The sequence below is a fragment of the Thioalkalivibrio sp. ALE25 genome (genome assembly GCF_000377285.1).
Lineage (GTDB): Bacteria > Pseudomonadota > Gammaproteobacteria > Ectothiorhodospirales > Ectothiorhodospiraceae > Thioalkalivibrio.
Window position 1 is genome coordinate 61,052 of record NZ_KB897925.1, and the last position, 24,593, is coordinate 85,644.

The window sequence follows — 24,593 nt, forward strand, 5'->3', positions numbered from 1 at the left end:
CCCTGACGGGGCCTCGCCATGACGTTGAAAAGTACTGTCATCGCGAGGCGCGCAGCGCTGTGGCGATCTCCGTGGGTGGCCCCGGCGCTGGCGCGCGATCAGGCGAACAGCTTGCGACGGAAGAACTCCGGGGTGGCACCAGCGGCGCGGTGGATCGCGGCGTTGTAGTAGTGCGTGATAAACGGCAGCTCTTCGGCGGCCTCTTCGCGCAGGAAGGACACCGGGCAGTCCTTCGCGGCGATGGTGCAGGTCCACCAGCCGGAGGGGTAGGTGGCCTGGGGGAAGTGCAGGGTCAGGGCGTCGATGAAGTTCGCCGCGCGCAGGCTGTCGTGCATCGGGCGGATGATGCTGTCGGTGTGCAGTAGCGGCGATTCGCTTTGCTGCACCAGCAGGCCGTCCGGGCCCAGGGCCTTCACGCAGTCCTTGTAGAACGCGGTGGAGAACAGGCCCTCGGCCGGGCCGACCGGATCGGTGGAGTCGACAATGATCACGTCGATGGAGCCGGGGGCGGCGTCCTTCAGGTACTGCACGCCGTCGTCGAACAGCAGTTCGGCGCGCGGGTCGTTGTTGGCGTCGCACAGCTCCGGGAAGTACTGCTCGGACAGGCGGGTGACGCGCTCGTCGATATCCACCTGCACGGCGCGCTCGACCTCGTCGTGCTTGAGGACCTCGCGCAGGGTGCCGCAGTCGCCGCCGCCGATGATCACCACGTTCTTCGGGGCGCTGTGCGAGTACAGCACCGGGTGCGACATCATCTCGTGGTAGATGAAGTTGTCGCGGCCGGTGAGCATCACGCAGTCGTCGATGACCATCAGGTTGCCGAAGGCCTCGGTCTCGTAGATCTCGATCTTCTGGTACGGGGTCTGTTCCTCGTGCAGCTTCTGCTTGATGCGCAGGGACAGCGCCATGTCTTCGTGCGGTTCGCTGAACCAGTTGTTGTCGAGTGCCATTAGGCGGCTCCCCTTGCCGGTGCGGTGGACGGTATGATGCGCCGCTATGATAGTGCCCTGTATCCTGCGGGCAACTCTGTTCTTCTCGTCATTGCGAGGAGCCGTAGGCGACGACGTAATCTCCTGAATGAGGGCAATGCGCCTGGTTGCCCTGATCGCCCCTGGTGTTCGGGGGGAGATGAAGGCGATTGCCACGTCGCTTCGCTCCTCGCAATGACGGGGCTTTCCTAGCTTTTGAAATCCGGGAACACCATGACCGTCACGCCCTGGAATCTGGATGAGGCCCGCACTACCTACGGGATCGACCACTGGAACGGTGGCTTCTTCGAGGTGAACGCCGCGGGCAACGTGGCGATGCGACGCGCGGACTGGCCGGAGCACCCCGGCGTGGATCTGTACGAGCTGGCGGGCCGCCTGCGCGAGGAGCATGTGGGTCCGCCGGTGCTGGTGCGGTTCCAGGATGTGCTGGACGGGCGCGTACGCCGCCTGGCGCGGGCCTTCGATACCGCCGCGCGCGAGCTGGAGTACGAAGGCGCGTTCACCGCGATCTACCCGATCAAGGTCAACCAGCAGCGCAGCGTGGTGGACCAGATCCTGGCGGCCGGCGATCAGCCGGATGCCGAGGGACTGACCCCGCGTGTGGGGCTGGAGGCCGGCAGCAAGCCGGAGCTGATGGCCGTGCTGGCGCAGTCGCGCCCGGGTGCGGCGATCATCTGCAACGGTTACAAGGACCGCGAATACGTGCGCCTGGCGCTGATCGGGAGGCAACTCGGGCACCGCGTGTACATCGTGATCGAGAAGCCCTCCGAGCTGGAGGAGGTGATCCGCCAGGCCGAGGCCATGCAGGTCGAGCCGCTACTGGGCCTGCGCGTGCGCCTGGCCTCGGTCGGCAAGGGCAAGTGGCAGAACACCGGCGGCGAGAAGGCCAAGTTCGGCCTGTCCGCGGCGGATGTGCTGGGCATCCTCGAGCGCCTGCGCGGCCTTGGCTGGCTGGACCGGCTGCAACTGCTGCACTTCCACATGGGTTCGCAGATCGCGAACATCCGCGACATCCAGAATGGCATGGGCGAGGCGGCCAGCTATTTCGCCGCGCTGACCGAGGCCGGGGCGGCGCTGCGGGTGGTGGATGTCGGCGGTGGCCTGGGCATTGACTACGAGGGCTCGCGCTCGCGCAACGAGTGCTCCATCAACTATTCGGTAGAGGAGTACGCGCTGAACATCCTGCGCCCGCTCAAGCGCATCTGCGAGGAGCAGGGCCTGGCCATGCCCGAGGTCTTCAGCGAGTCCGGCCGTGCCCTGACCGCGCACCACGCGGTGCTGATCACCAACGTGATCGACTGCGAGCCGGCCCCGGGGGATGGCGACGTGCCGCCCGCAGCAGATGGCGAACTGCCGGAGATCGCCGCCATGCGCGCCTTGCTGGAGGACGGCGAGCGCCCGGCCTCCGAGATCTACCACGATGCCGCCTATGGCCTGGCCGAGGTGCAGGCGCGCTTTGCCCGCGGGATGCTGTCGCTGGTCGACCGTGCCCGCGCCGAGGCGATCTACTTTGCCCTGTGCCAGCGCCTGCTGGCGCGGCCCGAGGCCCTGCCGGCGGAGGTGCACGCGGAGCTGATCGACAAGCTGGCGGACAAGGTGTTCTGCAACTTCTCGGTGTTCCAGTCGATCCCGGATACCTGGGCGATCAACCAGATCTTCCCGATCATGCCGCTGCATCGCCTGGACGAGCGGCCGACCCGGCGCGCGGTGCTGCAGGACCTGACCTGCGACTCCGATGGCCACATCGAGCACTACGTGGAGCGCGAGGGCACGCATACCACGCTCGCACTGCACCCGTGGAACGACCGCGAGCCGTACTACCTCGGCATCTTCCTGGTCGGCGCCTACCAGGAGATCCTGGGCGATCTGCACAACCTGTTCGGGGACACCGACACCGTGAACGTGGAACTGCTGCCCGAGGGTGGCTACCGTCTGGTGGACCCGGAGCGGGGCGACACCGTCGACGAACTGCTCTCCTATGTGCACTTTGCCCCGGATGACCTGCGCCGCACCTTTCGCGCCAAGATCGACGCCGCCGGCCTGCGTGGCGAGGCCGCGGGACGGCTGCTGGCCGAGCTGGAACAGGGCCTGACCGGCTACACCTATCTCGAGGACTGAACCCATGCAGTGCTACGTCTACCGCGCAACCCGTCGCGCCGATACCTATGTCTACTTCCCGGAGAAGGACGATTTCTCCGACCTGCCCGAAGGCGTGATGCGCGCCCTCGGCACCCTGGAGTTCGCACTGGAGTTCGATCTGACACCCGAGCGCACCCTGGCCCAGGAAGATCCACAAAAGGTCCTCGCTAACCTCGAGGAGCAGGGCTTCCATCTCCAGTTCCCGCCCCCGGAAGACGAGTCCGGGTCCTGACCCTCCGCGCGGCCATCCGCACATGGCGCCGCCAAACTCCCAGAACCAGCGCCCTCTCGGTCATCCCGGAAACCGCGCAGCGGTTATCCGGGATCTCATGCGGTGGGGGCTGCCCGGGCTTCGGGGGCTGTCCAGCCTCGGTCATCCCGGCTCTTCGCTGCGCTGCGGCCGGGATGACCGGGGCGGGGTGGCTGCAGGCGGGGTGCGTTGAGCCAGCAGCGGATGGCGAGCTTCAATCTGGCCTCCACGGCGCCCATGGTGATACATTGTTATAACTTCGGCCGGTTTGTGGGGAGGCCATGAAAACAACTTTGCGACAGATCGGAAACTCCCGCGGCGTTCTGTTACCTGCGACACTGTTGCGCCAATGCGGGATCCGCGACGAGATCGACCTGCGGCTCGAGGGTCACCGGATCGTGATCGAACCGATTACCGAGCCGCGCGCCGGCTGGTTCGACCACTACGACATCGATCAGGACGATGCACCCGAATGGTCCGACGCGCCCTGGGCCGAGGATGCCGAGGAGTGGGAATGGTAGGGCGTCGCGCACCGGTTCGCCGCGGCGACGTCTACTGGGTCAACCTGGACCCTACCGTTGGAACGGAGATCCGCAAGACCCGTCCTGCATTGATTGTCTCCCCCGACGACATGAACGCAGCCTTGCCACGGGTTCTGGTGGCCCCGATCACCAGCAAGGGGCAGCCCCTTGGATGCCGGCCGGAGGTCGAGCTCGCGGGCCGCCCGGCCCGTATTCTTCTGGACCAGATCCGCAGTGTGGACAAGCGGCGTCTGGGGTCCACGCTTGGCTCGATCGAACTCGCAAGCTGGCATCCGCAACTCCTGGAAATGTTCGTCTGACGTTTGTGAGCTGCCATCTGACCAGGCCCTGGGTCGTGCGCGTAGAACAGGACGTTGGTATAGACGAAGACCTTATCGCTCATGCAGCGCGTCCCGATCCGGGCGTTCGCCGCCGAAGTGGCAGCCCTTGTCCAGGGCGGCCAGGGCCGCGCGCTTGGAACGCTCATACCGTTCGGATCGTTCCACGATGTGCTCCAGTTCCTCCGTCAGCAGCCGGCAGACCGAAGTCGAACGACGGGCTGCGATGACCTTCAGTTCGGTCAGTACCTGCTTGTCGAGGGACAGGGTAATGTTCTGTTTCATGTTGAATCCTCATGGCTCACGTAAAAATGCGTAGCACGAAAACTACGTGCATTCAACGGAGGCCAGTGTGCTGTCAGCGATCAGGTCGGGGGGGGTGCCGTACTGGCTTGGCCACAGGGCTCAGGTGGCCGGTAGTTCCGGGGCGGAATCGCTTTGGCTGGGGGCCGCGGGGAGGCGCGAGGGCGGAGCCTGCGCATAAAACGCGGGAGTCGCAGCGCGGTCACGCATAAGTCTGTATAGTGTCCGCCCTTTTGCCAGTATCCAGAGTTTGTATTCCATGACCGAGAAGCTTCGCAACATCGCCATCATCGCCCACGTTGATCATGGCAAGACCACGCTGGTCGACCAGCTCCTGCGCCAGTCCGGCACCCTCGACAAGCGTGGCGATCACGGCGAGCGGATCATGGACTCCAACGCCATCGAGAAGGAACGCGGGATCACCATCCTGGCCAAGAACACGGCCATCGAATGGCAGGACTACCGCATCAACATCGTGGACACCCCCGGACACGCCGACTTCGGTGGCGAGGTCGAGCGCGTGCTGTCGATGGTCGACTCGGTGCTGCTGCTGGTGGACGCGGTGGATGGCCCGATGCCGCAGACCCGCTTCGTGACGCAGAAGGCCTTCGCGATGGGCTTCAAGCCGATCGTCGTGGTCAACAAGGTCGACCGCCCCGGCGCGCGCCCCGACTGGGCCGTGGATCAGGTGTTCGATCTGTTCGACCGCCTTGGTGCCACCGACGAGCAGCTCGACTTCCCCATTGTGTTCGCCTCCGCGCTGAACGGCTTTGCCGGGCTGGACTCCAGTGTCACCGAGGGCGACATGACCTGCCTGCTGGAGACCATCGTCAAGCATGTCGCGCCGCCGAACGTGGACGCGGATGGCCCGTTCCAGATGCAGGTCTCCTCGCTGGACTACAACTCCTATCAGGGTCTGATCGGCATCGGCCGCGTGAAGCGTGGGCGCATCAAGCCGAACACCCCGGTCAAGGTGGTGGATCGTGAGGGTGGGGTGCGCAATGGGCGCATGCTGCAGATCATGGGCTTCCATGGCCTGGAACGGGTGGAGGTTCAGGAGGCCCGGGCGGGCGACATCATCACCTTCACCGGGATGGACAAGCTGTTTATCTCCGACACCCTGTGCGATCCGAACCACGTGGAGGCGATGGAGCCGCTGACCGTCGACGAGCCGACCGTCAGCATGACCTTCCAGGTGAATACTTCGCCGTTCGCCGGGCGCGAGGGCAAGTACGTCACCTCGCGCGTGCTGCGCGACCGCCTGCAGGAAGAACTCAAGCACAACGTCGCCCTGCGCGTGGAAGAGGGCGAGGACCCGGACAAGTTCAAGGTCTCCGGCCGTGGCGAACTGCACCTGGGCATCCTGATCGAGAACATGCGTCGCGAGGGCTACGAGCTGGCCGTCGCGCGCCCCGAGGTGGTCATCAAGGAAGTCGACGGCGTGAAGCAGGAGCCGTACGAGTCGGTCACCGTGGACGTCGAGGAGCAGCATCAGGGCACGGTCATGGAGAAACTCGGCGAGCGCCGAGGCGAGATGACCAACATGGTTCCGGACGGCAAGGGCCGCGTGCGCCTGGACTTCATCGTGCCGTCGCGCGGCCTGATCGGCTTCCAGACCGAGTTCATGACCGCCACCTCCGGCACCGGCATCCTGCACCATATCTTCGACCACTACGGCCCGTATCAGTCCGGGGCGGTGGCCTCGCGCCAGAATGGCGTGCTGATCGCCAACGCCGCCGGCAAGGCCCTGGGCTTTGCCCTGTTCAACCTGCAGGACCGTGGCAAGCTGTTCATCGGCCCCGGCGAGGAGGTCTACGAAGGCATGGTGATCGGCCTGCACTCGCGCGAGAACGACCTGGTCGTCAACGCGCTCAAGGCCAAGCAGCTGACCAACATCCGTGCTGCCGGGACCGACGAGAACATCCAGCTGACCCCGCCGATCCGCATGACGCTGGAGCAGGCCATCGAGTTCATCGACGACGAACTGGTCGAGGTGACCCCGGAAAACCTGCGTATCCGCAAGAAGTTCCTGCTCGAGCACGAACGCAAGAAGGCCTCCCGCGCCGCCGCAACCGCCTGAAGCTAGACCCAAGGCGGAACCAAAAAGCGCCCGGCCGGATCGCATCCGCCGGGCGCTTTTTTTACGTCCTGCCCTCTGCCGCCATCCCGGAGCCCGCGCAACGGTTATCCGGGATCCCCTGCGCCGGGGATTGCGCGGATCCCGGGGTATGTCCAGCGCCGGAGATCCCGGCTCATCGCTGCGCTGCAGCCGGGAGGACGGTGCGGCGTCTGGAAGCAGATGGGCGTCCCTTCCGTTGCCCGCCAGCTGTAGGAGGCGAGCCCTCTCGCCGATCAGGTGCGTCCAGCGCCCCATCGCCCAGAGGGCCGGGCTCCTGCGGGAGACGAGGGCTGCAGCGGCATGTGTTCAGGAGAGCTGTTCGAGGAGACGGGTGTCCTCTTTCTTCCAGTTATCCGGGGTCTCCTCCGGCTGGATCGTGCTGCACGAGGTGATCTGGCCTCCGCTCTCATCCGGTGCTATGGTGTTTTGGTGTGCACGATTCAGCCCGTCTGGAGGGCTTCGATGAGCCGATTAACCATCACCCTGGACGACCAGCTGCATCAGGCCCTGAAAGAGGCGGCGGCGCGGCAGCAGCGTTCCATCGCTTCGATTATCGAGGAGAGCCTGGTCTATCGCGGGATTCGTACCCGTAGCGAAGCGCGGCAATTAGTGGCCTCGGCTCGGAAGCGCGCAGCGCTAAGCGAAGAAGATGCCATGGCTCGAGCGCTGGAGGAGACCCGTTCCGAGCGCGGCCGATGAAGCAGTGGACGCTGGTGGTCGACACCAACGTCGTGGTCGCGGGGCTTCTGTCCAGTGCGCCACGCTCGCCCGTATGCCGTGTCCTGGACGGGATGCTGGCGGGACATTTCCCTTTCCTGACTTCGCCTGCCCTGATATCCGAATATCGCAGGGTTCTCTTGCGGCCGTCGCTGGTTCGGCTGCATGGCCTTTCGGACTCGCATATCGATGACTTGGTGACCGAACTGGTCGCCAATGCGATCTGGCGTGAGCCGAGCCCCACATCGATTTCGGCCCCGGATGCCGGAGATGCTCACCTGTGGGATCTGCTGGCTTGCCACCCGCGCAGCATCCTCGTGACGGGCGACAAGCTGCTGGCCCAGCAGCCATTTGCGCCGGGTCGTGTCGTCACGCCCGAGGCAGGCCTTCAGCTGTTTGAAACGAGCTGATTAGGTGCGCGGGCGCGGTTGTCTGGGGCGCGAGCGGAGTTTGTTATTTTGGGTTCGTGATCTCGGATCCCCGGGCCACGCGATTCTAAACGGCGTCATCCTGGAAACAGTGGCGGGCCAGCCTCTCACTGAGTTTCAGGCAAAAGGCAAGGTTTGACCCCGAGGCTCCGCTTGCGTCCCAAAGGTACGCCCGCGGATCACGCCGCATGGACCGCTTCCCGGGTTCGCTCGATATCCGCGAGGACATACGGATTGGTCACGCTTTGCGGTGTCACCAAGTCCACGGGCCGTCCAAGAATGTCGCTCAACTCTCTGCGCAGACCGAGGAATTGCTCGAGGGACAATCCGGTCTGCTCCGGCCCGAATTCCACGAGGAAATCCACGTCCGAACGTTCAGGGTCGAAATCTTCCCCGCGAGCCGCAGACCCGAAAACGTCCAGCCGCGACACACCGAAGTCACGGCATGCCGATTCGAGCGCGTCGAGATGTTGTCGAATCAATGGATGCATGATGCCCAAGCCTCCTACCGCTATTACGATACGACAGTCACGCTTGGAGCGCAGCCAGAAGGCTATGCCTCGATTGAGGCCCCGGCTGGCCCGCTGAGAGGGGTACACCCTCCGGAGCAGGCTACGGGCAGGGGTGCGCCGTTCGAGGGTCCAGAACACCAGCAGGAATGTAGACGGAAAACAAACCTTTCCCCGGTTCCTGTATTACCAGATGCAGCGTATCGGGAAGTCGCGCAAGGCCGGATCGGTGGTCAGCAATGGGATCTGCTCGAGCTCTGCCTGGGCAGCTAGGATGCGATCGAACGGGTCGCGATGGTCGACAGAATAGGTCCCGGCGTGGATCGCTTGCGAGTAGTTCACTGCCAGATGCGTAAAGCCATCTGCGGTGACGAGTTCATCAAAGCGCTGGATGACTACACCGCCAATCTGCAGTTTGCCCAGTCGATGCTTCGTCGCAATCTCCTATGCGCTGGCGGCGCTTACCATGACAGCGTTATCCAAGTCCCCAATAATTTCCCGAGCGCGTGACGATAGCCGCGAATCGTTCGTTAACCACCAGAGCAGGGCGTGGGTATCGAGCAGGACTCGCACACTATTTCTCCCAAGCGGCGAGTTCATCCTCCGGCAAGGGTTCGAAGAATGCGTCTTCGACCTGGCCCGTTATGCGCCCGGGTTGGCGCTGTAATGGAGGGGATGCCAGCGGCTCCAGCCGCGCATACGGCCGGCCTGACTTGGCCAGGATGATCTCCTCGCCATCATGCGCGCGCTTCAGCAGTCGCGACAGGTGCGTCTTTGCTTCGTGTACGTTGACTGTTGTGCTCATGAGCTCGCCTAATCCGACTAAGTCGTATGACTAAGCCTATGTGCCGGAAACGATTTAATCAAATCGTTCCTGTAGACCATTTCGTCGAGTGGGTCTCACCCAGGCCCGGGGCAAAAGGCAAGGTTTGACCCCGAAGGCTCGATTCTAAACGGCGTCATCCTGGAAACAGTGGCGGGCCAGCCTCTCACTGAGTTTCAGGCAAAAGGCAAGGTTTGACCCCGAGGCTCCGCAACCGCCACCTTCCGGTGGTGGAACAACGGACGGTGTTGAATCGCAAGCTTCGCGGCCATGATGCCTACTTTGGCATCACCGGGAACGTCAAGGCGCTGCAACGTCTGCGCTTCGAGGTTCAGGGCCGTTGGCGCAAGTGGCTCAGCCGCCGATCCCGAGCGGCGCAACTGAACTGGATCCAGTTCAACCGCCTGCTCCAGCGTCACCCGCTCCAGCCTGCACGCGTGGTTCACCGTGTGTACGCCACGTAGCATTTGCTACACCGAGGAGCCGGATGCGTCAATCGCGCACGTCCGGATCTGTGGGAGCCGCGGGTGAGCAATCACCCGTGGCCACCCAGCCCCCGTTTTCTTCGCGGTTTCGCGGCCCGGGGATGAAGGCGTGCAGCGCGCGCGGGATGCAGCGTCACGTCACCGACAATATGCCTTTTGACTCGCGCTGTCCGGCTAGCAGTCGTTCGGAGCAAAAGGCAACGTTTGACCCCTAGCCAAGAAAAAGCCCTGGCATCAACTTGACGCCAGGGCTTGGTCGTGCTCAGGACTAAATAAATCTGTCCCCGTTGCTTATTCTTCTTCGCCCGTTACGCGGGATCTGCTTCGTCGGTGCAACCGCGGATGTCTTGATCACCGTAGCCATCGGCGACGCAGGTGGCAACGGTGCCTTCTTCGTTCACGTTAAGGGTGATCGTGCCGCGGCCACTGCTGTCAGAACTGATAGTTGCGCCTGTCCAATTCGGGGCGGTGCCATCAAGGTCCGCCTCAACCGCTTCGGTGGAGCAGAAATCAGCATCTGTGTCGCGTCCAGTTTGAATTGCTTCTGCGACACACGTCAGGACGCCGCGGGCTTCGGCTAGATCGGCCCCGCCGGCGGCGCGGTCGGTGTAGTTCTGATAGGCCGGCAGCGCGATAGCAGCCAGGATGCCGATGATCGCGACGACGATCATCAGTTCGATTAGGGTGAAGCCCTGTTGGGCGGTCTTCTTCTGCATGGTGGTTCCCCTTGTGTTCGGTTGGAGGCGTCCTTTTGGAGCGCAGCAGAGAACAAGCAGGAGGCGTGCCAACTCGGAGATTGGGGCGGCATGGCGAGCCTGCAGCCCCTGGGGCCCATTTGAGCGCCCATTTGGCACGGGTTACAAACCCCTTGTCGCAGTGACAACCTGTGCCAAGCAATACGTTCGGCACAGGTGGGTGCTGCGATATGGTGCGGATTTACCTGTGGTGTACGATTGAGGCAACCAACGAGAGAAACGGTCATGCATTGGATCTCCATCGACACGGCGATGCGCGTCACCGGCCTGGCCCGTCGCACGCTTTGGCGTCGGGTTGCCGGGCACCCGGAGTGGAAGCGAAATCTGGACGAGCCGTTACAGCGGGCACTCATTGCCGTCGATGCACTGCGTTCGGATTTGCTCTTTGATGCGACGGAGGACGATCTCGCGGTACTTGTCGCGGCGGATCGGCGCGAGCCGGAGTCGATGAACGATCTGGCACTTTTGCTGCTGGAGGCGGGGCATCCGGAGTCGGCGCTGGAATGGCTAAGCCGGGCCGCCAAGAAGGACCACCCGGACGCAATGCATTGGCTGGGCCGTTGTTATATCTCGGGCGAGGGGTGCATTGCTGACCGAAGTGAGGGGCTTGCGTGGCTTCAGCGCAGTGCGAAGAAGGGGCATGTGATTTCGGCTCGTCAGCTGGACGCGCTCGCTTCAGGCTTGCCCTCCGGCTGACGCCGAAGAGGTGTAGCGACAGGCCATTTATCTTTTCACAAGGTCGTTTTATCTATTCGGGTCGGCCGAAACCGGCCCACCCTGTTGCGCCCCAAAAATCCCAAACGAGCTGGATCTAAAAACCGGGCTCCAAGCAGGATTCGTCGTGGTTATCTCCGGTCGGGTTAAAGCAGTAGTTCTGACCGATGTTCTTGTTGGCCGTAAGGAGCTCCTTCAGGCCTTCCGGGAGGTTGTCGCATTGGCCGCTTTCGGCCAGCACGAAGTGGTGTCCGAAGTCGTCGTCAGCCTCACTCGGGTTGTAGAAATCCTCGCGAGGAAGAGCCTCTTGCGGAACGGTGAGTCCGGTTTGTACGCCCAGTTCAACCCCTTGCCTAATGCCGCGGTTGGAGGTTTCGGCGCGATATCGGCGTCGATCAATCTCGATGAGGTGGCGTGAGCCCCAGTCCACTGCAGGGTAACCTGTCGGTTCGGTGTCGTCCGGGTCCCCTAGGCAGACGTTGTAAGTGGGTTGTCGGCCGGTGGCGCTAAACTCCCGGCGCAGTAGCTCGGTGTTCCCGTACCAGTTGGAGCCCGCAAAACATTGATAAAACATGACCGCATTGCCGTTAAAAACGCTCGCGCCAGGGCCCGTTAGCCCTAGCACGTTGGCGACCGAGCCCCCTTCAAACGTGACATCGGCGGCATCGATGCGATTATTGATGCAGGCCTGAACGGTTCGTGTATCGGAGCGGACAACTTCGAAGTCTTCGAGGTCCAGGTCCGCGTGGTCGCTCGTGCGGAACACGAAGCCCGAGATTGATGCGAAGCCGATCCCATCGGGATCCGCGATCTCGATGATCACGTCGTCCGCGCGGACGATCTGCCGGCGGCCATCTTCGTCGCTGTAACGTTCTTCGTAATCCTCGAAGACGGTTCTACTTGTAACGTCCGGATTGGTGGGGTCCAGTGGCTCGCGCCCTGTGAGCTCGCGGCCCGATCGTGGGCCGTCTTGTTCGCCTCCTGGCAGCCGACCCCGGGCGATGTTGCCGATGTCGCCAAGGTCGTCCCATGCGATATTGCTGGCGACTTCGACGCTTTCGCGCGGCCCCCACGGGCTATCCCAGGAGACTGTTACCTGGGCGGTGTGCAGGGCGGGGTTTGTCCCTGCGTCGGGGTGGATCAGGATGGATCGCTCGATCTCGAAGTTGGCATTAGTGCCTTCATGGGTGTCTGTGTTGCTTTCTGCCGCCAGGCGAGTCGGATTGCCCCGAAGCCGTTCGATCTCCGCGCTGGCCAGGCGGACGGCCTCCGATCGGGTTTTGGTTTCGGCTGCGCCGGTGATGAGTTCACCGTGCAGTTTGGCGATGGCGAGCAGCCCCACTGACACGACGGCCAGCGCAATCAAGGCCTCGAGCAAGGTGACCCCTTTGGTCCGCGAGCTGAGCTGTCCCTTCGATGCGTGGTTCATTCGATGTTCCTCTCTCCCCGTCACTAGCGGGGCGTTGAGCATGGGGCGCGTTATTGGGAGAGCCAGTCGCGCCATGAGCCCGTTACTGCGCCGCGACGGCCAACATTGCTAGCGCCACCGGCCGCGACGGGGTCAAAAATGAATTTCGGGTTGCCGGCGATAAAATCTGGATCCGCTTCGTTAAGGATGGTGGTGTTGCGTTCGATGATCGCGGCTCCGTAGAACTCGGGATTGCCCGTGGCAACGAGTTCCTCCTTGACATAAAGAACACCGTGAAATTCGTCGAATTGTCCACGGGCCGTTACGTTTCCATCGACCACCATTACGACTGGGTTTTCCCGGGTTCCGATCGTACCCTCGAGGGTAATGTCACCATCGACCCAAATGGTCTGTCCGTTGTATTCGGGGCCGAGGTTGCCGGGAAACTCACCCTCTTCGAAGTGGTGCGTTACGAGATTGTCTCGGTATTCTTCTCGCGGCGCGCCCATGAAGCGCTCGAAAAACTCGTCATCTGGTATATTCATGGACGGGTCGTAGTCGAGTACGTCGACCCCGATTCGATCCTTGTTGGACATCTCCCGGTAGATGCTGCTGCCGGGGCCGGGGACTGGGTCATCAAGTGCCGGTGGTTGTTCCGTAAGTTGGCGCATGAATGTAGTCCCCGCGTTCCCGGATATATCTACCGCGCTACCCGTGCGGATGGTCAGGTTGTTGTATGCGTTGAACACTTCGGCGTTGCCGCGGATGTCGACGCCGCCGCGGGTGATTATGGGGTTGTTCGGGGGGTTGCCGAGTGATGGCCCGGCTTTCATGGTAATCAATACCGCCTGCGACGCCGATTCGTCGTCACTCCAGCCGCAGGCCATGACCACGAACTCGCGGTTGTCGAAGTCCGTGGGGAGGGTGGGTGCCACAAAACCGGCAGCGGTGTTGCTGCATCCAGTGGGGGCATCGTCCAGGCTGTAGTAAGCGACCCTGTAGGGGCCATTGGCGTTGTCATTGACCGAGGATGGGTCGTAGTTGCCGCGGCGGATGTGGTCCATGGCGGTTTCGAGCCCGCTCTGGGCGGCGGCGGCGGTTTGCTTGGCCCGGATCTCGTTCCCGGACATGCGCTGCTCCAGTATGGACGTCTGTGCGGCGAAAATAATGGTGATCGTCACGGCAACCATGATGATGAGCGCGATCAGGAGCGATGCGACGCCGTCCATTCGGTGGCCGATACGATGGTGGTTGGCTCTTGTTGCGTACATGTCAATGCACTCCGGCGTTCCAGGTCAGGGCGCCCAGATCACGCGATGGTTTCGGGCTTTGGCGCTTTCATTCAGGAACGTTCGGGTCGTCGAGTCTTGGGCGTGCTCGGCTTCCAGCAGGATATTGATGCGGCGCATTTCGACCAGCACGTCTCCCGCTTCGGTGTCACTGGGCGGTGTCGCGCAAGCCGGCGCCGTGCTGGCTGTGCTGGTGATCTCGGAATAGTCGCCGTCTGCTGTGGAGGCGTTCATGCAGATGGATCCCGCTGTAGAGAAACGTAGCCGGATAATGGATGTCGTGTCTGGATCCGTGATGGATTCCCAGCCGCTGCTTTCATCGCAAACGCCGCTGGATGTCTGGTCGCGTGGTGCGTTGAGTATTTGGATCGCACCGCTTTCAAGGCGGTAGCCGAAGACATACTGGCGGTTGTCGCCTTGTAGGTCGGTCAAGTCGTACGGAAGGTCATCGTCAGCGGGATAGGTAAACGTTGGGTCGTAGGCAACCAGTATGCAGTCACCTCCATGGATGCTCATGTCGCGGATCGGTGTGTCGTCAGCGCGCATGAAGGGATTATCCGGGAGTTCGTCTGCATTTTGCTGCACGCGGCTTGTGTGTGAGTACCCGGCCCGTCGGATGTCGTTGATCATCATGTCCATTGCCACGCGTGTTTCCTGCGTGAGGCGAGCCTCCTGTGTGACGAAGATCGCGCCGCGGATGACCGTGATGTACAGCGCTGCGATGGCGGCGATCACCAAAGTGGCAACCAGGATGCCGACCATTAACTCCACAAGTGTGAAGCCATAACTGCGCGCAGGCGCCGGGGCGCGAGATAAAGCACCCAGCTTTTGGGGGCCCTGATGGACTTTCAACATGACCTGTACCCCGCTCTGCCGTTATCTGTCCCGCATACGCTTGGGCGGCCAATGGCATTGATTTCAACCTCCATTCCGTAGCCTTTCGGGGAGGAGAATTCCAAGGTCGCCGGGGCTCCCGAGACCGCGGTGCCGCGGACGTGACTGAACTGGATCTCGAGGTCACCTGCAGGCATATCGATGTTTCGAAACTGATTGGCGCGAACAGTTCTTTCGACCGGGTCTTCGGTGCCCGCCATACGGACGGTGCATGAGTTTTCTACCGAGCAGCTGCAGTCAGGAGATTCCGATATCCCATGGCACCACTCGGACCCAGCCTCGGACACGAAGTAGATATCGCGACCCTGCTTGATGGCTTCGGTCCGGGCAATCTGGATCTGGTGTAGAGCGCTTTCTGCCGCCCCTACGACACGTCGTTGCTCGATCATATTGAAGACGGGCACAGACGCAGCCAGCAGGATAGCCATGACCGCTAGTGTGACCACGAGCTCGATCAGGGTGAAGCCCGGGCTGGAGGAGCGGTTGGCCATGCGCGAATCCGGAGGAGTTATGCCTGACCCCTATTATACGGATTGCGATATCGTGGCAGAGGACGATTGTGACCACTCAGGGGTCGAAAGAGACCATTCGGCGACCTGGATGAATGCGGGGCTACCGACTTGTGGTGCAATCAATTCAGAAGCAAGTCTTCATGCCAAGGGAGAAACCGCGATGCAACAGACACACGCCCGGATGAGCGGGTTTACACTGATCGAGGTGATGATCGTGGTCGCCGTCATCGGGATTTTGGCCGCGATCGCCTATCCCGCATATCAGAACTACGTCCTGAAGGCGCAAAGGGCCGATGCGCACGATGCTCTCATGAGTATCCAGCTCGCGCAGGAGCGATTCAGGGCCAACAACCCGACTTATGCTACCGATCTGTCGGCGCTGGGAAGAGATGGCATCCTCTCCGACGACGAGCACTACAGTTTGGTGCTGTCCGATGTTTCGGCTTCCGGCTACACGATCACGGCCTCCCCCAGGAACTGGCAGACAAACGACACCTGTTCCGAGATTTCCCTGACTGTGAGTGGCGGTGCGGCAGAGCGGAACGCGAAGCCCTCGCGCGATGAATGTTGGTGATGGTAAAGGGCTTGGTCACATGGGGGCATCGCCCCGCGCCGTGGTTGTCAGCAGCTATCCAGCGAAGCTGAGCGCGGGCGCCCCACGCTGCTGACAATGACGCGGCGGGCTGTGGAGTAGGAGCTGCTGCAGACGCTGAAGCTCCCCATTTGCAAAGCGCCGCTGATGCGCTGCGTTGTTCCGCGCGGGACGTAGGATACGTAGTCCTTGACAGGCGCATTACCCGTGATCGAAAGCATGTCCTGCAACTCTGCACTCTCGTAACCAATGAGCGGGTCCTCGTTGGAGCGTGTGCCCGAGTGCGTCGGGTCGGCGAACCAGATCCAGCCGTAGGCCCAGTCGCCGTCTTCGCGGCAGGTCTCGCCGTCGCTGGATGGACACAGCGTGACGCGCTCGTTCCGCTTGATCGCCTCGCTGCGGGCCAGGTGCATGGCGTTGAGCAGGCTGTTGGTGGCGCCGATGATTCGCTGACGTTCGAGCATTTCGCTGAACGCGGGGGCCGCGAGCGTGGCCAGAATGGCGAGCACACCCAGAGTGACCATCAGCTCGATGGCTGTAATTCCCTTGCAATTCCGCATCGTCGTCTCCTCCCTGAGATCGCGTGCAGGCGTGAGCATAGACGAGCACGGCGGGCGGGGCCATCCGCCAACCCGGGTGACGCTGGAACGTTACCGGTGGCAGGTTGCCTACAAGTCAAAGGTCCCGACAGGCATGGTGGCTATGGTTCTGTTTGGACGCCGTGCATTCGACGGGAGATTGCTTCGCTTCGCTCGCAATGACGGGGTGGAGAGGGCAATGACGGGGTAGGGCTGGCAGAGACGGGATGTAGCGTCTGCTGCGAAATCGAAGGTCTTGGAGGTGAGTGGGCCCATGGTGAAGGACGTGCAGCGGATGGATCAGGCGGATCTGCTGGATCTGCAGCAGCAGGCGGCGCGTGCGGCAAGGCTGGACGTCACGTTTCGCGACGAGGCCCGCTCTGGGGCGCCGACGCCGGAGCTGCAGGTGATCCCGCCCGGCGAGTTCGAGATGGGTTCGGATGCCTCGGAGTACGGCCATCAGCCGCACGAGGGGCCGCGCCGCTACGTGGCGCTGGAGCGGCCCTTCGCCCTGGGGCGCTACGCGATTACGCGCGAGGAGTGGGAGGCGTTCCAGGCGGCGACGGGCTGGGAGCCCTGGGAGTGGCTGGTGTGGCCGAGTACGCCGCGCATGCCAATCTTCAATATCAAGCCGGATAGTATCCAGCAGTACCTGGACTGGCTGAGCGAGGAGACGGGCAAGCGCTATCGCCTGCCGACCGAGGCGGAGTGGGAATACGCCTGCCGGGCGGGCACGCGCACGCCGTTCGCGTTCGGCGAGGTGGTGGGGTGCCGCGACGTGCACTTCAACTCGTTGTTCCCCTACGAGGAGCGGCGCCAGCGGCGCAAGTGGTACATCCCGGCGTGTTTCCCGCTGTCGCGGCCGCTGGATGTGGGCAGCTTTCAGCCCAACCTCTGGGGGCTGTACGACATGCACGGCAATGTGCAGGAGTTTACCTCCACGCCATGGCATGACAGCCATGCCAGCCTGCCGCGCGATGGCGTCTACCGTCGCGATCCGGACAACGAGTGGGTGGTCACCAAGGGCGGTTCCTGGTTCGATGCCGCCGTGAATACCCGCAGCGCCGCCCGGCGCCGCCGCAACATCGACGAGATGGATACCAACCTGGGCTTCCGCGTCCTGCGCGAGCTGGAGGCGTAGGCCCCGGGCTGGCGGTGGCAGGGGCTTCGCGCGTAAGGCGCGCCCCCTGCGGGGAACGGTTCGGCGCTGCGGCGAGGCTTGGGTCTTGTGTAGGAGGCCAGCCCTCTGGGCGATGGGGCGTAGGCCGGGCCCGATCGGCCAGAGGGCTGGCCTCCTACAGTGGGGCGCTGCCCTGTTCCGGTCGGAACAGGTGGATCTCCAGGCCCTCGATGTTCCGATAGTGCCGATCGTTGGCCGTGACGAGTGGCAAGCCCAGCTGTGTGGCGGTCGCCGCAATCAGCGCATCGGCCATCTGCATGTTGTGGCTGAGGGCGTAGGTCTCGACAAGGAAGGTTGCGCGGTTCGAGATGGCTTCGCTTACCGGTTGGATGCGGGCATCCCAGTACTGGACGGCTTGGCGCAGCGCGCGGAATTCGGACTGGTCGCGCAGCCCCTGGACGAGTTCCATGTAGGTGACTGCGGACACTGTGAATCCCGGCGAGCTGTCGAGCCATTCGCTGGCTCGCTGATTCCCGCGCAGATTCCAGATCAGGACATCCGTGTCCACTAGCATTACTTGAAGTTCCTGGGTTGCCGGATCCGGCGGATGTGTTCGTCGACCGGGCCGGTTTGGTCGCGCCAGAGCCCGAACAGCGGGTTATGTGCGGGGCGCGCCTGGGTCGCTTCACTGCGAGCCCGGTAGGGGACAAGTCGGGCGCGCAGCTGGCCCCGATAGGTGATCTCGATCTCCTCCCCTCGGTCCACGGCGGCAAGCAACTCGCGGCTGTGCAGGCGCATGTCCTTGGTGGTAGCTTCCATGACGGCCTCCGTTGGTTACACTTTGAAGTGTAACTAAAGTGCGTTGGTGGTCAAGAAGCTGGGTTGCCGGCCACGATCATTTTGATGTGTTTCGCTGCGCTCAGCCGCATCCTACGAGGGGTTTCTTGAGCGTAGGGTGCACTGAGCGGAGCGAACTGCACCGTTCGCTTGGTCGCGAACGTTGGCGCATCCGATGCTTCCGGTCAGTAGTGGTAGCGGAGCTGCGCGATCAGCAGGGTTCCGTCGTCCACCTTGTATACGATGCGGTGTTCGCTATCGATCCGGCGGGACCAGTAGCCGGCAAGGTTGTGCTTGAGGGGTTCGGGCTTCCCGATGCCCGTAAACGGGTCGCGCTGGATGGCCTTGATGAGCTCGTTCACGCGGCGAAGGGTTTTCTTGTCGTGTCGTTGCCAGTAGAGATAGTCCTCCCAGGCAAGTTCAGCAAAGAGTAGCCTCACTCCTCCAGGCTCCGCTCCTTGCCTCCCCCTTGCTCCAGTTCGGCGACCGAGGCAAGCAGGCGCCGAGCATTCTCTGGTGCCCGAAGCAGGTAGGCCGTTTCCTGTAGCGCCTCAAAGTCTTCCAGTGACATCATGACCACGGAGGGGGCTTTGTTGCGGGTGATGATAATCGTGGAATGGTCTTCGCAGACCTGTTCCATCGTCTTGGCCAGATTGCTCCGCGCTGCGGTGTAGCTAATGGCGTCCATGGAGTACCCCTTGGGTCCGGATCTGTACATGTACGGGATAATGTACGATTCGGCGTGAGCCATAGCAAGCGAACGGACCATCGTTGATGGACGCTTATGGGAGCTGCTCGGTACCAGCCGGGGGCGCACGTTGGGGGGTAATGCGTGTCGCTCCGTTCAACCGCATCCTACGGTTGGATTGCGGCGCGTAGGATGCACTGAGCGCAGCGAACTGCACCGTTTACTGGAGGCTGTTACAGCCAGCGGGCGAGCCAGAGGCGCAGGCGGAGTTCGAACGGGGGGGCGTAGCCCTGCTTGCGGAAGACGATGTCGCCGTCGGGGTTGATGATGAACGTGGCCGGCACGCCGCGGACGTTGTACTGCGCGGCCAGGGTGCCCTGCGGATCGTTGATCACGGCCAGTTCCCGCTCGCGTTCGTTCAGGTGGTCCAGCACCTCTTCTTCCACGCCCGATTGCATAGCGACCGTCAGCACCGGGTGGCTTTGCGACAGGCGCACGATCTCGCCTTCCTCCAGCCGGCAGATCGGGCACCAGGTGGCCCAGAAGTGGAGCAGCATGGGCTCGTCCGCGTAATCCGCGAGCGTTACCGGCGTGCCATCCAGTAGCTGGGCCTCGAATTCGGGGGCCGGGCCCTCGACCATGTCGCGCGCCATCCAGGCGCGTACGGCCAGGAAGATCACCAGCGCCAGGCCGATCTGAATACCCCAGGACAGCGCGCGTCGGCGTCCGGAGGGCTTCGGGCGTTTCGGTTTCTCGGGCGTGGTTTCGGTCAACGGATCATCTCGGCTTGTCCGGGGCGGGCGCGGGTGCCACGTTTTTTCGGGCCCTTGCGCACCGCGATGCGTACCAGTTCGTCCTCGTCGTCCATCAGGCGTTCCCGCTGGGCCTCGGTCAGCAGAGGGTTACGCGCGACGAAGTAGCGCAGGTTGGGGTCGCGATCGTTCACGCAGGCCTCGACCTGGTCCGGGGTCAGGTCCGGACGCTTGGCGCAGTTCAGGCGTACGGTCTGGTTGGGGTCGGCCAGAAGCAGCGCGACTTCCTCCGGGGTCAGGTCCATGCGCCGGGAGAAGTAGGCCTTCACCTGGGCGTGCTGGTCGCGGACCAGCAACGGTCGCCAGCGCTCCTCCAGCGCTCCGGAGAGGGCCAGATCCATGCGCTCTTCGAATGACAGCGCCTTGTATTGGCGGGTGAGCTCGTCCATCGGGCGGGCATTATAGGCGCGCTGCTTGGGTTACGCGGGCACGCCCCCACAATTTGCAGGAACGACAGCACACCGGGGCCTGTCGTACCATAAGCAGACGATAATCTTCTCCGACTGCTTCGGAGAGCGAGGGATCATGAACGCACCCGTAGCCGACAAGCCGCTTTACCACGTGCCGAGCACGGCCCACGTGACGGCTTCGCTGCACGCGTTGACCGATGCCCAGCGCGACGAGCTGGTGCGCCGCATCAAGCGCCTGCTGATCGAACGCAACGCGGTGCTGGTGGCCCATTACTACGTGGACGAGTCGCTGCAGCGTCTGGCGGACGAGACCGGCGGCTGCGTGGCCGACTCCCTGGAGATGGCGCGTTTCGGCAAGGAGCACCCGGCCGAGACGCTGGTGGTGGCCGGGGTGCGCTTTATGGGCGAGACCGCCAAAATCCTGAGTCCGGAGAAGCGCGTGCTGATGCCGACGCTGGAGGCCGAGTGCTCGCTGGATCTCGGCTGCCCGGCCGACGAGTTCGCGAAGTTCCGCGCCCAGTATCCGGACCACACGGTGGTGGTGTACTCCAACACCTCGGTGGACGTGAAGGCGCAGGCCGACTACGTCGTCACCTCCAGCATTGCCGTGCCGCTGGTCGAGCACCTGCGCGATCAGGGCAAGAAGGTCCTGTGGGCCCCGGACAAACACCTTGGCGACTACATCCGCCGAACCACCGGTGCCGACATGGTGCTGTGGGACGGCTCCTGCGTGGTGCACGACGAGTTCCGCTCCTGGGCGCTGGAAGACCTGCGCGGCCGTCATCCCGGCGCTGCGGTGCTGGTGCATCCGGAATCCCCGCGCGAGGTGATCCATCAGGCCGATGTGGTCGGCTCCACCAGCCAGCTGATCGCGGCGGTGAAGGAGCGCCCGGAACAGGAATTTATCGTCGCCACGGACAAGGGCATCTTCTACAAGATGCAGCAGGCGGCGCCGGGCAAGACCCTGATCGAGGCCCCCACCGGCGGCCACAGCGCCACCTGCACCAGTTGCGCCCATTGCCCGTGGATGGCCATGAACGACCTGGTCTCGCTGGCCGACACGCTGGAAGACACCGCGGAACCCGCGAAGAACGAGATCTTCGTCGACGAGACCGCGCGCCAGAAGGCCCTGGTGGCCACGCAGCGCATGCTCGACTTCGCCGCCGAACACCGCAAGGCCACCGAAGGCGACGCCTGACGAGGTGTCTTGTAGGAGCCTGCTTGCAGGCGAAGCCCCTGCCCGCGCCCGACTCTGGCGAACATGACATTCGCGGACCCGTTTGCTCCAGCATTGGTCCGATAACGATACACTTCGTCGATACATTCTCTGGTCGTCTGCGCAGGAGGCCATCATGAGCGAGTTGCAACGCATCACCTTTGATCCGGAAATCTGCGGTGGACGCCCTTGCATCCGCGGCACCCGGATGCGAGTGCGGGATGTCCTTGACCTTCTGGCGGCAGGGGCCTCGCGGGAGGAAATTCTGGAGGACTACCCCTACCTGACGGGCGAAGACATTACCGAGGCGTTGCGGTTTGCCGCGCGTCAAACGGATCACCCTGTTCTTCACGTCGCCTGAATGCGCTTCCTGGTCGACGCTCAGCTGCCGCCGGCCCTTGCGCGTTGGCTCGTTGACCAGGGTGTTGCGGCCGAGCATGTTGCGGATGTCGGACTTCTTGAGGCTTCCGATAAAGAAATCTGGGCGGAAGCTCTCCGAACGGGGGCCGTCATCGTGACCAAGGATGAGGATTTCGCCGTGTGGCGCTCCGCGGACTCGGGGGCCTATCCAGCCGTCGTCTGGCTTCGAATCGGAAATACCCGGAAAGCGGCCTTGCTCGAATGGTTCAAGCCGCTTCTACCTCGCGTGCTCCGGGCGCTGGAGAACGGCGAATCGCTGATTGAAGTCGACTGAGCGAGCGGCCCCTCGCTGAGCGAGTCCTGACACCACGTCTACTCAGGTGGAGTTGAAGTTAGCGGTCGTTCAGCCAGGCGGCCCACTGGGAGTGGGTAGAGACGTCCACGCCGTCGGCCTTCGCGGCCTGTTGCAGGTGGGTCTGCAGGTCGGCCATCAGTTCGGAATCCATCAGATCGGGCTCCAGGGTGAGCTGCGCATGCAGCGTGCTGTAGACGAGCTTGAGTTCATTTACCGGGTACTGCGACCAGTCGAGGTGGGCCATGGCGTCCGTTCTCCGTTTCCATCAGTTGAGTTATAGCCTGAGGGTGGCCTGTGATGCCATTCAAAAGCACCTGCGTGGTGGCGGAGATGTTTAAGCGCCGTGCACGTCTGCTGGTGGCGTCGGAACGCCCGGACGGGCGTGCCGCGCGCGTGGCGGAGCTGGCCGCGGCGGCCGAGTTCGAGGACTGGATCGAGGTACGTCCGGCGCGCGCGATGGGCGCGCTGACGGATGATCACCTGGCCTGGGCCGATTTGCTGGTGGCGGTCGACACCGCCGCCGCCCGCGCCATGCCCGAACATCGGCCCGCGACCTGCCGCCCGAAATACTGGCGCTTGCCCGCCGAGACCGGCGCGGAGCTGGATCTACAGGCCCTGGAGGCCTTGCGTTGCATGGTTGGCGGGATGCGTATGCTGGCGCGGGTGGATGCCGAAGGCGCCTGAGGGGCATGTCGGCGCGTCCCGTCCAGTGTTCTTCAAGACGCGAGGCATTGCCTTGCGAATCCCGAGTCATCCCGGCCGCAGCAAAGCGGAGAGCCGGGATCTGCGGTGGTTACTTTGACCGGGCGTGTCAGATCCCGGATAACCGCTGCGCGGTTTCCGGGATGACGTCGAGAGGGGTGATCGGGGATACCCGGGCGTGATCGCGAGGGGCGCGCCCGGGTTGGTTCCGACCGATCGCCACGGCGCTGCGCGTCTCGCGATGACGATGCTTCTCGCAGTTCGCGTCATGGCGAGGCTCCGTCAGGGGCCGTGGCCATCTGCGGACGCAACCGCTGAGGGTTGCCTGGCTCGGCGTCGGGGCTGTCCACGCGGCTCGCTGCTGCACGTCACGCGATGACGGGTCAGTTTTCCCTGTGGCCTCCTAGTCGGGGGTGTAGGGCGTCGGTGCGCGAGCGTGCAGCTGGGCCAGGTGGTCTTCGTAGAGGGTCCAGATGCGCGGCGCGATGGCGCCGCGTGTACCGGGGTAGGTGAGGCGGTCGGGGTTGAAGCTGATCAGGCGTTCGATCTCGGTGCAGCGCAGTTCGTCGTTGATCACGTTGAAGATCAGGATCTGCGTGCCCTGGTCGGCGATGGGCAACAGGGCGCCGATGATGCCGGTGTCGTTCAATCCGGGCTCGCCGCGGGCGTCGCCGAGCTCGGCTGGGGGGCGCACCAGCGTCCCCAGCAGTTCCTGGTAGGCCTGATCACAGGCGTAGCAGATCTCGGGCGCACGCAGCCCCTGCACCCGGGCGCAGGCCTGCTGCACGGTGGTGTCGGGCAGGGCCATGCGCTCCGGTGGAATCGGGATGCGGTTCGATTCGCCATTCGGCAGCAGGCGCGGTACCGCCTCCTGACAGGACGGGCATCGCCAGGTGGCGATGCGGGGGCCGTCGATTACGTTGCTGGGAGGCATCTGGCGACCCTCATCCGGGGGTTCGGGGCGGCATGCGGCGGGCGGTAGCGAACGCCTGGGTTGCTGGCTGATGAGGGCGGGGCCATTCGCGGGCAGGCTCGCTCCCACAGGGGCGGGCCCACCGGGCCAGCCCCCGGGGTCGTCCTCGTTTCAAGCGAGCCTCCTGTTCAGCCGAAGTAGTCCGGTTCGTTACCGGGGCGCCACTTGATATTGCAACCGAGGCTGGGGTGCTGCGGCTCCGGTGCCGGCTGGCCGGCGAGCAGGGCATCGCTGGCGGCGCGCAGGTCGCGGCCGGTGACCGGGGTGTCGGAACCGGGGCGGGTCTCGTCGAACTGGCCGCGGTAGAAGAGCTTGCGCTCGGCATCGAACAGGTACAGGTCCGGGGTGCAGGCCGCGTGGTAGGCCTTGGCGACGGACTGGTCCTCGTCGAGGCAGTAGGGAAAGTTGTAGCCGAAGCGACGGGCGTCGTCCTTCATCTTGTCCGGGGCATCGTCCGGCACCGCCTGGATGTCGTTCGAGTTGATCGCGATTACCGCGATGCCCTTGTTCGAGTATTCGCGACCGTAGCGCGCGAATTCGTGGCGGATCAGCTGCACGAACGGGCAGTGATTGCAGATGAAGGCGATCATGTAGCCTTTCGCGTCGGGGAAGCTGTCGAGGCTGACGTTTTCGCCGGAGACGACGTCCGGCAGGGAGAAGTTGGGTGCCTCGGTACCGAGTTCGATCATCTGCGAGGGGGTGCGGGCCATGACTGCTCCAGTGGTCGGATTTGCGACAATTATACGGCGTTGGCCGG

Annotated in this window: 34 protein-coding genes and 1 pseudogene; 15 read left to right on the top strand and 20 right to left on the bottom strand. The window is 63.5% G+C overall.

Going from position 1 to position 24,593, the window contains the following annotated elements; translation table 11 throughout:
- Positions 1-98 precede the first annotated feature (98 nt).
- Positions 99-950, bottom strand: a complete 852-nt coding sequence (gene speE / locus C996_RS0100305; protein WP_018865497.1) for a polyamine aminopropyltransferase — start codon at positions 948-950, stop codon at positions 99-101.
- Positions 951-1,202: 252 nt separating this feature from the next.
- Here speE and speA point away from each other — a divergent pair, with 252 nt between their 5' ends.
- From speA to C996_RS0100325, 4 genes are all read left to right on the top strand, one after another.
- A complete protein-coding gene (gene speA, locus C996_RS0100310) occupies positions 1,203-3,107 on the top strand; it encodes a biosynthetic arginine decarboxylase (RefSeq protein WP_018865498.1) in 1,905 nt (634 codons plus the stop codon).
- Positions 3,108-3,111: 4 nt separating this feature from the next.
- Complete coding sequence (locus C996_RS0100315; protein WP_018865499.1) at positions 3,112-3,360, top strand: YcgL domain-containing protein; 249 nt, start codon at positions 3,112-3,114, stop codon at positions 3,358-3,360.
- Between the two features lie 311 nt (positions 3,361-3,671).
- Positions 3,672-3,899 (top strand): AbrB/MazE/SpoVT family DNA-binding domain-containing protein, encoded by a 228-nt coding sequence (locus tag C996_RS13680; protein ID WP_231366537.1) that lies wholly within the window; start codon positions 3,672-3,674, stop codon positions 3,897-3,899.
- Positions 3,893-4,219: a type II toxin-antitoxin system PemK/MazF family toxin gene (locus tag C996_RS0100325; RefSeq protein WP_018865501.1), complete on the top strand. Its 327-nt coding sequence runs from the start codon at positions 3,893-3,895 to the stop codon at positions 4,217-4,219. The genes C996_RS13680 and C996_RS0100325 overlap by 7 nt, the downstream gene beginning before the upstream one ends.
- Before the next feature lie 72 nt (positions 4,220-4,291).
- On the opposite strand, the gene C996_RS0100330 is transcribed toward C996_RS0100325, so the two are convergent.
- Entirely contained in the window at positions 4,292-4,522 is a 231-nt protein-coding gene (locus C996_RS0100330) for a hypothetical protein (protein WP_018865502.1), read from the bottom strand.
- A 277-nt stretch (positions 4,523-4,799) separates the two neighbouring features.
- Here C996_RS0100330 and typA point away from each other — a divergent pair, with 277 nt between their 5' ends.
- The 3 genes from typA to C996_RS0100345 all read left to right on the top strand — a co-directional run bounded on the left by typA (position 4,800) and on the right by C996_RS0100345 (position 7,786).
- Positions 4,800-6,620 (top strand): translational GTPase TypA, encoded by a 1,821-nt coding sequence (gene typA, locus C996_RS0100335; protein ID WP_018865503.1) that lies wholly within the window; start codon positions 4,800-4,802, stop codon positions 6,618-6,620.
- Between the two features lie 501 nt (positions 6,621-7,121).
- Entirely contained in the window at positions 7,122-7,358 is a 237-nt protein-coding gene (locus C996_RS0100340; protein WP_019592953.1) for a ribbon-helix-helix protein, CopG family, read from the top strand.
- Positions 7,355-7,786, top strand: a complete 432-nt coding sequence (locus C996_RS0100345) for a putative toxin-antitoxin system toxin component, PIN family (protein WP_018865505.1) — start codon at positions 7,355-7,357, stop codon at positions 7,784-7,786. Before C996_RS0100340 ends, C996_RS0100345 begins: the two co-directional genes overlap by 4 nt.
- A 197-nt stretch (positions 7,787-7,983) precedes the next feature.
- Here C996_RS0100345 and C996_RS0100350 read toward each other — a convergent pair whose 3' ends face one another.
- The 3 genes and pseudogenes from C996_RS0100350 to C996_RS13875 all read right to left on the bottom strand — a co-directional run bounded on the left by C996_RS0100350 (position 7,984) and on the right by C996_RS13875 (position 9,118).
- On the bottom strand, positions 7,984-8,295 hold the full coding sequence (locus C996_RS0100350) for a nucleotidyltransferase family protein (protein ID WP_018865506.1): 312 nt from the start codon (positions 8,293-8,295) through the stop codon (positions 7,984-7,986).
- A 204-nt stretch (positions 8,296-8,499) separates the two neighbouring features.
- Positions 8,500-8,886 (bottom strand): annotated as a pseudogene (locus C996_RS14690) (type II toxin-antitoxin system VapC family toxin).
- Position 8,887: 1 nt separating this feature from the next.
- Positions 8,888-9,118 carry a type II toxin-antitoxin system Phd/YefM family antitoxin gene (locus C996_RS13875; RefSeq protein ID WP_081623655.1) on the bottom strand — a complete coding sequence of 77 codons (231 nt, stop codon included), beginning with the start codon at positions 9,116-9,118 and terminating at the stop codon, positions 8,888-8,890.
- A 245-nt stretch (positions 9,119-9,363) separates the two neighbouring features.
- Here C996_RS13875 and C996_RS0100360 point away from each other — a divergent pair, with 245 nt between their 5' ends.
- Entirely contained in the window at positions 9,364-9,600 is a 237-nt protein-coding gene (locus tag C996_RS0100360; protein ID WP_018865508.1) for a group II intron maturase-specific domain-containing protein, read from the top strand.
- A 329-nt stretch (positions 9,601-9,929) separates the two neighbouring features.
- On the opposite strand, the gene C996_RS0100365 is transcribed toward C996_RS0100360, so the two are convergent.
- Entirely contained in the window at positions 9,930-10,337 is a 408-nt protein-coding gene (locus tag C996_RS0100365; protein WP_018865509.1) for a prepilin-type N-terminal cleavage/methylation domain-containing protein, read from the bottom strand.
- Positions 10,338-10,601: 264 nt separating this feature from the next.
- On the opposite strand from C996_RS0100365, the gene C996_RS0100370 reads away from it, so the two are divergent.
- Complete coding sequence (locus C996_RS0100370; RefSeq protein WP_018865510.1) at positions 10,602-11,072, top strand: tetratricopeptide repeat protein; 471 nt, start codon at positions 10,602-10,604, stop codon at positions 11,070-11,072.
- Positions 11,073-11,187: 115 nt separating this feature from the next.
- Here the strand turns inward: C996_RS0100370 and C996_RS0100375 are convergent, their stop codons facing one another.
- The 4 genes from C996_RS0100375 to C996_RS0100390 are packed head-to-tail and all read right to left on the bottom strand — an operon-like array spanning position 11,188 to position 15,172.
- On the bottom strand, positions 11,188-12,519 hold the full coding sequence (locus C996_RS0100375; protein WP_018865511.1) for a prepilin-type N-terminal cleavage/methylation domain-containing protein: 1,332 nt from the start codon (positions 12,517-12,519) through the stop codon (positions 11,188-11,190).
- Positions 12,520-12,569: 50 nt separating this feature from the next.
- Positions 12,570-13,769 carry a PilX N-terminal domain-containing pilus assembly protein gene (locus C996_RS0100380; protein ID WP_018865512.1) on the bottom strand — a complete coding sequence of 400 codons (1,200 nt, stop codon included), beginning with the start codon at positions 13,767-13,769 and terminating at the stop codon, positions 12,570-12,572.
- A gap of 24 nt (positions 13,770-13,793) precedes the next feature.
- Positions 13,794-14,642, bottom strand: a complete 849-nt coding sequence (locus C996_RS0100385) for a PilW family protein (RefSeq protein WP_081619715.1) — start codon at positions 14,640-14,642, stop codon at positions 13,794-13,796.
- Positions 14,636-15,172 carry a GspH/FimT family pseudopilin gene (locus tag C996_RS0100390; RefSeq protein WP_018865514.1) on the bottom strand — a complete coding sequence of 179 codons (537 nt, stop codon included), beginning with the start codon at positions 15,170-15,172 and terminating at the stop codon, positions 14,636-14,638. The genes C996_RS0100385 and C996_RS0100390 overlap by 7 nt, the downstream gene beginning before the upstream one ends.
- 181 nt (positions 15,173-15,353) lie before the next feature.
- On the opposite strand from C996_RS0100390, the gene C996_RS0100395 reads away from it, so the two are divergent.
- Positions 15,354-15,767 carry a type IV pilin protein gene (locus tag C996_RS0100395; RefSeq protein ID WP_018865515.1) on the top strand — a complete coding sequence of 138 codons (414 nt, stop codon included), beginning with the start codon at positions 15,354-15,356 and terminating at the stop codon, positions 15,765-15,767.
- A gap of 47 nt (positions 15,768-15,814) precedes the next feature.
- Here C996_RS0100395 and C996_RS0100400 read toward each other — a convergent pair whose 3' ends face one another.
- Positions 15,815-16,384, bottom strand: a complete 570-nt coding sequence (locus tag C996_RS0100400) for a GspH/FimT family pseudopilin (protein WP_018865516.1) — start codon at positions 16,382-16,384, stop codon at positions 15,815-15,817.
- Positions 16,385-16,637: 253 nt separating this feature from the next.
- Here C996_RS0100400 and C996_RS0100405 point away from each other — a divergent pair, with 253 nt between their 5' ends.
- The gene (locus C996_RS0100405; RefSeq protein WP_018865517.1) at positions 16,638-17,504 is read left to right on the top strand and encodes an SUMF1/EgtB/PvdO family nonheme iron enzyme; all 867 of its coding nucleotides are present in this window, start codon (positions 16,638-16,640) and stop codon (positions 17,502-17,504) included.
- A 154-nt stretch (positions 17,505-17,658) separates the two neighbouring features.
- Here the strand turns inward: C996_RS0100405 and C996_RS0100410 are convergent, their stop codons facing one another.
- From C996_RS0100410 to C996_RS0100435, 6 genes are all read right to left on the bottom strand, one after another.
- Positions 17,659-18,057, bottom strand: a complete 399-nt coding sequence (locus C996_RS0100410; protein WP_018865518.1) for a type II toxin-antitoxin system VapC family toxin — start codon at positions 18,055-18,057, stop codon at positions 17,659-17,661.
- The gene (locus C996_RS0100415; RefSeq protein WP_018865519.1) at positions 18,057-18,302 is read right to left on the bottom strand and encodes a type II toxin-antitoxin system Phd/YefM family antitoxin; all 246 of its coding nucleotides are present in this window, start codon (positions 18,300-18,302) and stop codon (positions 18,057-18,059) included. The genes C996_RS0100410 and C996_RS0100415 overlap by 1 nt, the downstream gene beginning before the upstream one ends.
- 203 nt (positions 18,303-18,505) lie before the next feature.
- On the bottom strand, positions 18,506-18,760 hold the full coding sequence (locus tag C996_RS0100420; RefSeq protein WP_018865520.1) for a Txe/YoeB family addiction module toxin: 255 nt from the start codon (positions 18,758-18,760) through the stop codon (positions 18,506-18,508).
- Positions 18,757-19,008 (bottom strand): type II toxin-antitoxin system Phd/YefM family antitoxin, encoded by a 252-nt coding sequence (locus C996_RS0100425; RefSeq protein ID WP_018141477.1) that lies wholly within the window; start codon positions 19,006-19,008, stop codon positions 18,757-18,759. The genes C996_RS0100420 and C996_RS0100425 overlap by 4 nt, the downstream gene beginning before the upstream one ends.
- A 233-nt stretch (positions 19,009-19,241) precedes the next feature.
- Positions 19,242-19,781: a protein disulfide oxidoreductase gene (locus tag C996_RS0100430; protein WP_018865522.1), complete on the bottom strand. Its 540-nt coding sequence runs from the start codon at positions 19,779-19,781 to the stop codon at positions 19,242-19,244.
- Positions 19,778-20,209, bottom strand: a complete 432-nt coding sequence (locus C996_RS0100435) for a hypothetical protein (protein ID WP_018865523.1) — start codon at positions 20,207-20,209, stop codon at positions 19,778-19,780. Before C996_RS0100435 ends, C996_RS0100430 begins: the two co-directional genes overlap by 4 nt.
- A 136-nt stretch (positions 20,210-20,345) precedes the next feature.
- On the opposite strand from C996_RS0100435, the gene nadA reads away from it, so the two are divergent.
- The 3 genes from nadA to C996_RS0100450 all read left to right on the top strand — a co-directional run bounded on the left by nadA (position 20,346) and on the right by C996_RS0100450 (position 22,140).
- Positions 20,346-21,428: a quinolinate synthase NadA gene (gene nadA, locus C996_RS0100440; protein WP_018865524.1), complete on the top strand. Its 1,083-nt coding sequence runs from the start codon at positions 20,346-20,348 to the stop codon at positions 21,426-21,428.
- A gap of 154 nt (positions 21,429-21,582) precedes the next feature.
- A complete protein-coding gene (locus tag C996_RS0100445; protein ID WP_018865525.1) occupies positions 21,583-21,807 on the top strand; it encodes a DUF433 domain-containing protein in 225 nt (74 codons plus the stop codon).
- The gene (locus C996_RS0100450; RefSeq protein WP_018865526.1) at positions 21,808-22,140 is read left to right on the top strand and encodes a DUF5615 family PIN-like protein; all 333 of its coding nucleotides are present in this window, start codon (positions 21,808-21,810) and stop codon (positions 22,138-22,140) included.
- Positions 22,141-22,198: 58 nt separating this feature from the next.
- Here C996_RS0100450 and C996_RS0100455 read toward each other — a convergent pair whose 3' ends face one another.
- Positions 22,199-22,405: a hypothetical protein gene (locus C996_RS0100455; RefSeq protein WP_018865527.1), complete on the bottom strand. Its 207-nt coding sequence runs from the start codon at positions 22,403-22,405 to the stop codon at positions 22,199-22,201.
- Positions 22,406-22,491: 86 nt separating this feature from the next.
- On the opposite strand from C996_RS0100455, the gene C996_RS0100460 reads away from it, so the two are divergent.
- Positions 22,492-22,845, top strand: coding sequence for a hypothetical protein (locus tag C996_RS0100460; protein WP_026279136.1), 354 nt, complete (start codon positions 22,492-22,494; stop codon positions 22,843-22,845).
- Between the two features lie 421 nt (positions 22,846-23,266).
- On the opposite strand, the gene C996_RS0100465 is transcribed toward C996_RS0100460, so the two are convergent.
- Together C996_RS0100465 and C996_RS0100470 are read right to left on the bottom strand one after the other, a co-directional pair.
- Positions 23,267-23,797 carry a hypothetical protein gene (locus C996_RS0100465; RefSeq protein ID WP_018865529.1) on the bottom strand — a complete coding sequence of 177 codons (531 nt, stop codon included), beginning with the start codon at positions 23,795-23,797 and terminating at the stop codon, positions 23,267-23,269.
- Between the two features lie 167 nt (positions 23,798-23,964).
- Positions 23,965-24,546 (bottom strand): thioredoxin family protein, encoded by a 582-nt coding sequence (locus C996_RS0100470; protein WP_018865530.1) that lies wholly within the window; start codon positions 24,544-24,546, stop codon positions 23,965-23,967.
- Positions 24,547-24,593: the final 47 nt, after the last annotated feature.

Bases quoted from the DNA above. Each gene is read 5' to 3' on its own strand.
- C996_RS0100325 (WP_018865501.1), top strand. From the start codon at position 3,893: ATGGTAGGGCGTCGCGCACCGGTTCGCCGCGGCGACGTCTACTGGGTC.
- C996_RS13875 (WP_081623655.1), bottom strand. From the start codon at position 9,118: ATGAGCACAACAGTCAACGTACACGAAGCAAAGACGCACCTGTCGCGA.
- C996_RS0100450 (WP_018865526.1), top strand. From the start codon at position 21,808: ATGCGCTTCCTGGTCGACGCTCAGCTGCCGCCGGCCCTTGCGCGTTGG.
- C996_RS0100455 (WP_018865527.1), bottom strand. From the start codon at position 22,405: ATGGCCCACCTCGACTGGTCGCAGTACCCGGTAAATGAACTCAAGCTC.
- C996_RS0100330 (WP_018865502.1), bottom strand. From the start codon at position 4,522: ATGAAACAGAACATTACCCTGTCCCTCGACAAGCAGGTACTGACCGAA.
- C996_RS0100445 (WP_018865525.1), top strand. From the start codon at position 21,583: ATGAGCGAGTTGCAACGCATCACCTTTGATCCGGAAATCTGCGGTGGA.
- C996_RS0100435 (WP_018865523.1), bottom strand. From the start codon at position 20,209: ATGGACGAGCTCACCCGCCAATACAAGGCGCTGTCATTCGAAGAGCGC.
- C996_RS0100365 (WP_018865509.1), bottom strand. From the start codon at position 10,337: ATGCAGAAGAAGACCGCCCAACAGGGCTTCACCCTAATCGAACTGATG.
- C996_RS0100375 (WP_018865511.1), bottom strand. From the start codon at position 12,519: ATGAACCACGCATCGAAGGGACAGCTCAGCTCGCGGACCAAAGGGGTC.
- C996_RS0100350 (WP_018865506.1), bottom strand. From the start codon at position 8,295: ATGCATCCATTGATTCGACAACATCTCGACGCGCTCGAATCGGCATGC.
- C996_RS0100385 (WP_081619715.1), bottom strand. From the start codon at position 14,642: ATGTTGAAAGTCCATCAGGGCCCCCAAAAGCTGGGTGCTTTATCTCGC.
- C996_RS0100415 (WP_018865519.1), bottom strand. From the start codon at position 18,302: ATGGAAGCTACCACCAAGGACATGCGCCTGCACAGCCGCGAGTTGCTT.
- C996_RS0100380 (WP_018865512.1), bottom strand. From the start codon at position 13,769: ATGTACGCAACAAGAGCCAACCACCATCGTATCGGCCACCGAATGGAC.
- C996_RS0100390 (WP_018865514.1), bottom strand. From the start codon at position 15,172: ATGGCCAACCGCTCCTCCAGCCCGGGCTTCACCCTGATCGAGCTCGTG.
- C996_RS0100465 (WP_018865529.1), bottom strand. From the start codon at position 23,797: ATGCCTCCCAGCAACGTAATCGACGGCCCCCGCATCGCCACCTGGCGA.
- C996_RS0100395 (WP_018865515.1), top strand. From the start codon at position 15,354: ATGCAACAGACACACGCCCGGATGAGCGGGTTTACACTGATCGAGGTG.
- nadA (WP_018865524.1), top strand. From the start codon at position 20,346: ATGAACGCACCCGTAGCCGACAAGCCGCTTTACCACGTGCCGAGCACG.
- C996_RS0100425 (WP_018141477.1), bottom strand. From the start codon at position 19,008: ATGGACGCCATTAGCTACACCGCAGCGCGGAGCAATCTGGCCAAGACG.
- C996_RS0100410 (WP_018865518.1), bottom strand. From the start codon at position 18,057: ATGCTAGTGGACACGGATGTCCTGATCTGGAATCTGCGCGGGAATCAG.
- C996_RS0100405 (WP_018865517.1), top strand. From the start codon at position 16,638: ATGGTGAAGGACGTGCAGCGGATGGATCAGGCGGATCTGCTGGATCTG.
- C996_RS0100400 (WP_018865516.1), bottom strand. From the start codon at position 16,384: ATGCTCACGCCTGCACGCGATCTCAGGGAGGAGACGACGATGCGGAAT.
- speE (WP_018865497.1), bottom strand. From the start codon at position 950: ATGGCACTCGACAACAACTGGTTCAGCGAACCGCACGAAGACATGGCG.
- C996_RS0100315 (WP_018865499.1), top strand. From the start codon at position 3,112: ATGCAGTGCTACGTCTACCGCGCAACCCGTCGCGCCGATACCTATGTC.
- C996_RS0100460 (WP_026279136.1), top strand. From the start codon at position 22,492: ATGTTTAAGCGCCGTGCACGTCTGCTGGTGGCGTCGGAACGCCCGGAC.
- typA (WP_018865503.1), top strand. From the start codon at position 4,800: ATGACCGAGAAGCTTCGCAACATCGCCATCATCGCCCACGTTGATCAT.
- C996_RS0100370 (WP_018865510.1), top strand. From the start codon at position 10,602: ATGCATTGGATCTCCATCGACACGGCGATGCGCGTCACCGGCCTGGCC.
- C996_RS0100340 (WP_019592953.1), top strand. From the start codon at position 7,122: ATGAGCCGATTAACCATCACCCTGGACGACCAGCTGCATCAGGCCCTG.
- C996_RS0100470 (WP_018865530.1), bottom strand. From the start codon at position 24,546: ATGGCCCGCACCCCCTCGCAGATGATCGAACTCGGTACCGAGGCACCC.
- speA (WP_018865498.1), top strand. From the start codon at position 1,203: ATGACCGTCACGCCCTGGAATCTGGATGAGGCCCGCACTACCTACGGG.
- C996_RS0100345 (WP_018865505.1), top strand. From the start codon at position 7,355: ATGAAGCAGTGGACGCTGGTGGTCGACACCAACGTCGTGGTCGCGGGG.